Source organism: Synechococcus sp. CCY9201 (genome assembly GCF_034931105.1).
GTDB lineage: Bacteria > Cyanobacteriota > Cyanobacteriia > PCC-6307 > Cyanobiaceae > CBW1002.
This window is the reverse complement of the sequence record NZ_JAYGIC010000091.1, coordinates 1-2,482: the sequence shown is the minus strand read 5'-3', so window position 1 is coordinate 2,482 and position 2,482 is coordinate 1. Positions and strand designations below refer to the sequence as shown.

At 69.7% G+C, this 2,482-nt stretch carries 3 protein-coding genes and 1 pseudogene; 1 reads left to right on the top strand and 3 read right to left on the bottom strand.

Going from position 1 to position 2,482, the window contains the following annotated elements; all coding sequences use genetic code 11:
- The 3 genes and pseudogenes from VB716_RS09120 to VB716_RS09110 all read right to left on the bottom strand — a co-directional run.
- A pseudogene (locus VB716_RS09120) lies at nt 1-403 on the bottom strand (DUF3153 domain-containing protein); the annotation flags it as partial.
- A 10-nt stretch (nt 404-413) separates the two neighbouring features.
- Nucleotides 414-1,313 carry an acetylglutamate kinase gene (argB, locus tag VB716_RS09115; RefSeq protein WP_323270299.1) on the bottom strand — a complete coding sequence of 300 codons (900 nt, stop codon included), beginning with the start codon at nt 1,311-1,313 and terminating at the stop codon, nt 414-416.
- Between the two features lie 143 nt (nt 1,314-1,456).
- Nucleotides 1,457-2,023: a DUF2854 domain-containing protein gene (locus VB716_RS09110; protein ID WP_323270298.1), complete on the bottom strand. Its 567-nt coding sequence runs from the start codon at nt 2,021-2,023 to the stop codon at nt 1,457-1,459.
- Between the two features lie 57 nt (nt 2,024-2,080).
- Here VB716_RS09110 and VB716_RS09105 point away from each other — a divergent pair, with 57 nt between their 5' ends.
- Nucleotides 2,081-2,359, top strand: a complete 279-nt coding sequence (locus VB716_RS09105) for a hypothetical protein (protein WP_323270297.1) — start codon at nt 2,081-2,083, stop codon at nt 2,357-2,359.
- The last annotated feature ends 123 nt before the right edge of the window (nt 2,360-2,482 follow it).

Here is a 2,482-nt window from a genome sequence, read left to right as displayed (position 1 = left end):
GCGGTGGGCCGCTGTTGGCCCGCCGCCGCAGCGCGGCAGCCCGGCTGCCCTCCAGAGAGGGCGCATCTCCAAGCTCGGGAAGGGTGAGGGACCAATCGCGGGGGCGGCTGAGCGCTGGGGCCTCCAGGACCAGCAGCAGATCCCGCGCCTGGGTCCGCAGCAGGGGGTCGTTCCAGCGCAGCAGCTCACGGCAGCAGGCCTGGGCCCGTTCGCTCTGCCCCTGACCCATCAGAGCCGTGGTCATCAGCAGCCGCACCTCTCCGCCCAGGGCGGTGCGCGGTGAATGCAGGGTCGCGAGCGGCTCCAGCAGGCGCAGTACCTGGCCATAGTCGCCCCGTTCAAGGCCGCGGCGGGCCGCCGCCAGAGGGTCGTCCGCCAGTCCCGCTCCGCTCAAGCCCTCCATGGCGGTGTCGTCAGTCGTTCTGCAGGGTGCGGGAGCTGCCCACCACCATGGTGCCGATGCCGGAGTTGGTGAACACCTCCAGCAGCAGGGCGTGGGGGACACGGCCATCGACGATGTGGGCGGCGGCGACCCCCTGGGCCAGGGCACGGATGCAGCACTCGGTCTTGGGGGTCATGCCCCCCTCGACGATTCCCTCGGCGATCAGGGCCCGCGCCTCGGAGAGGGTGAGCTGGCGCAGCAGCGAGGCCGGGTCGTGCCGGTCCCGCAGAATGCCCGGCGTGTCGGTGAGCAGAATCAGTTTTTCAGCCTGGAGTGAGGCGGCCAGCTCCCCGGCCACGGTGTCGGCATTGATGTTGTGGGCCCGGCCAGCGGAATCGGGGGCCACGCTGGAGATCACCGGTACATAGCCGTTGTCGAGCAGCGGCCGGAGCACGGCGGGATCGACAGCAGCCACATCACCCACCAGGCCGTGATCACCGTCGCCGTAGGGACGGGCCCGCACCAGGGATCCATCGCTGCCGGAGAGGCCCACCGCCCGCACCCCCACCTGGTTGAGGCCATTCACGATCTGCTTGTTGACCCGTCCAACGAGCACCATCTCCACCACGTCCATGGTGGCGGCGTCGGTAACCCTGAGGCCATCGCGGAACTGGGGCTCGATCGCCAGGCGCCCGAGCCACTGGTTGATCTCCGGGCCGCCGCCGTGCACCACCACCGGCTGAACGCCGACGGAGGCCAGCAGGGCCAGATCGCGGAACACGGCATCGCGCAGCTCCTCCTGCACCATGGCGGCGCCGCCGTACTTGACCACGATGCGCCGTCCGGCGAAGCGCTGGATGTAAGGCAGCGCCTCACTGAGAACCGACACCCGCAGGGTGTCCTGATGGCTGATCGAGGGTTCGGTGCTCAACGGTCTGGAGGAAAGGGTGGGGAGAGAGTGGGGGGACGCGGTCCGTCGACGCGGCTTCGGTTGGCGTTGGGCGTTGGACCTCGGGCCTCGAGTCATGTACCCCTTGGTCGTGGCGTGGCCAGCGGCCCGGTCAGGACTGGACGTCAGACGTTGGGGGTGGTTTCTGGGGTGGCAGCGGCCGGCAGGAGGCTGAGCTGGATCTGATCGCCGCCCAGCCGGCTCAGCTCCGCCTGCAGGCCCGGCCCGAAGAAGCGGCCCAGCCGGTCCTGGCGTGCTTCCCACTGGTCATAGGGCACGGCACCGGTGCTGAAGCGCAGCCGCAGGCCGTAGCCGCCGTTCTGCTCGAGCTCGGCGATGCTGAGCAGCTGGGGAGGGGCATCGTCGTCCCAGAGCTTGAGGGCTTCGAGGGAACTTTCCAGGTGTGCTTTCTGGCCGTAGCGCCAGCGGGTCACGTCGCCCAGCAACTTGCGCAGCGGCTCGTTGGCCTCCTGCTGGCGCAGTTCCTTGTACTGACTGGCTGGGGTCAGGCGCTGGGCAGGGGGCAGCTCCGACGACTTCAGGGCCAGCCCACCCAGTAGGACGGGCACCCCGTAAAACACCCCGGCCAGGCTGAGGTTGGGGCTGTCCGTGGCGTAGGCGATCGAGCCGATCACCGTGAGGGCGGCGCCGGCGATCGTCACCAGGCTGCCGGGGGATGTGAGCGCTTGCATGTCGCCATCCTCCTGCAGGGGGTAGCAGGATGGCGATGGACTCCATCCCGCTCCGCCGTGACCGCTCCGAACGCCGCTGCCGCCAGCACCGCTGATGTCAGCGCCGACGCCGCTGCGGGAACCGCAGCGGCGGTTGGCGATCCAGGTATTGCCGATCCGAGTACCCCTGGGATGAGCACCGCCGACCTGATCAGCCAGCTGCAGGCCGACCGGCTCTGGCTTCTGCGCCAGATCGATGCCGGCCTCTGGCCCCAGTGGCGGCTGGATCTGGCCGCTCTGGAGCGGGAACTCGGCCAGCTCCTTGATCAGGCCGGCGAGCGATTCCCCCAGAGCTGATCGTTGGGCGGACGATTGCTGGGCTGGCCTGATTCAGAAGGGGATGTCGTCGTCGTCCGGCAGGTCTGGCACCAGGGGAGAGGTGTTCCAGGTGGGTGGCGGTGGAGTGGCGGCGGCGGCCGC

What these genes read in the sequence shown, in the direction of transcription:
- VB716_RS09110 (WP_323270298.1), bottom strand. Translation starts at nt 2,023, where the DNA reads ATGCAAGCGCTCACATCCCCCGGCAGCCTGGTGACGATCGCCGGCGCC.